Source organism: Pseudomonas sp. P4_C3, assembly GCF_056402075.1.
Genome location: NZ_JBFUIC010000650.1, coordinates 1 through 1,162, shown reverse-complemented (window position 1 = coordinate 1,162; position 1,162 = coordinate 1). Strand labels below are relative to the sequence as shown.

General features: G+C 58.8%; 2 protein-coding genes. One reads left to right on the top strand and one right to left on the bottom strand.

The window, feature by feature from the left end; translation table 11 throughout:
- The coding region (locus tag AC1DVH_RS31490; RefSeq protein WP_477757075.1) for a carbon starvation CstA family protein at window positions 1–555 on the bottom strand (555 nt) is incomplete at its 3' end.
- A gap of 160 nt (window positions 556–715) precedes the next feature.
- Here AC1DVH_RS31490 and AC1DVH_RS31485 point away from each other — a divergent pair.
- Window positions 716–1,084, top strand: a complete 369-nt coding sequence (locus tag AC1DVH_RS31485; protein ID WP_477757074.1) for a PilZ domain-containing protein — start codon at window positions 716–718, stop codon at window positions 1,082–1,084.
- Window positions 1,085–1,162: the final 78 nt, after the last annotated feature.

The following is a 1,162-nucleotide window of genomic DNA, read 5'->3' as shown; positions in this document are numbered from 1 at the left end:
CACGATCAACGCCAGCACCGCGAGGATGATGATCATGATCAGGAAGCAACCGAACAGCGCGATGGTCCCGGGGATGCGGCCCATTTCCTCACGGACCATGTCGCCCAGCGAACGGCCGTTGCGGCGGGTGGACATGAACAGGACCATGAAGTCCTGCACCGCACCGGCCAGCACCACGCCAGCAATCAGCCACAGCGTGCCGGGCAAGTAGCCCATCTGCGCCGCCAGCACCGGACCGACCAGCGGACCCGCGCCGGCGATGGCCGCGAAGTGGTGACCGAAGAGAATGTGCTTGTTGGTCGGCACATAGTCCAGACCGTCATTGTTGAGCACAGCGGGAGTGGCCCGCCGCGCATCGAGTTGCATGACATTGTTAGCGATGAACAGACTGTAGTAGCGATAGGCGACCAGATAGATGGCCACGGCAGCGACCACAATCCACAAGGCGTTGATTGCCTCGCCCCGGCGCAATGCCACGACACCCAGGGCGCACGCACCTGTGATTGCCAGCACCAGCCAAGGCAAATGGCGTAGCGGGCTATTATTATTTTTCATTTTGATATTCCAGCCAGAGTGGACAAGAAAGACAACCACCCCGAGTTTAGCGCTCCTGACGGCAAAGACCATACCCCGATATAGGGCTGGATACCTGCACGCGCTGGCCGCCTTCAAGAGTGCAGGTCTATAGTCAGCGTACATCTACGAGGATCGCGCCATGAGCGAGCACCCTGCCGAACGTCGCCGCTTCAAACGTATTGCGTTCGATGCCCGAACCGGGCTGAGTCAGGGTGAGTCCACCTGGCCGGTGAAGTTGATTGATCTGTCGCTCAAGGGGTTGCTGATCGAGCGACCCGAACACTGGCAGGGCGATCGCCAGCAGGATTTTTCAGTAGATATTCATCTGAGCGATGACGTCGATATCGCCATGGATGTGCACCTGACCCACGAAGATCACGGCCAGCTTGGCTTTGTCTGCCGGCACATCAGCCTGGAGTCCATCGAACGCCTGCGGCGATTGATCGAGCTCAACCTGGGCGACGAAGCCGAACTGGAGCGAGAGTTGGGTGCGCTGATCGAAGCCTGAACGTACCTCTGTAGGAGCTGCCGMAGGCTCGGGCCGCGTTCGGACGATCTTTTGATCTTAAAATATCAAAGTCAAAAG

What these genes read in the sequence shown, in the direction of transcription:
- AC1DVH_RS31485 (WP_477757074.1), top strand. Translation starts at nt 716, where the DNA reads ATGAGCGAGCACCCTGCCGAACGTCGCCGCTTCAAACGTATTGCGTTC.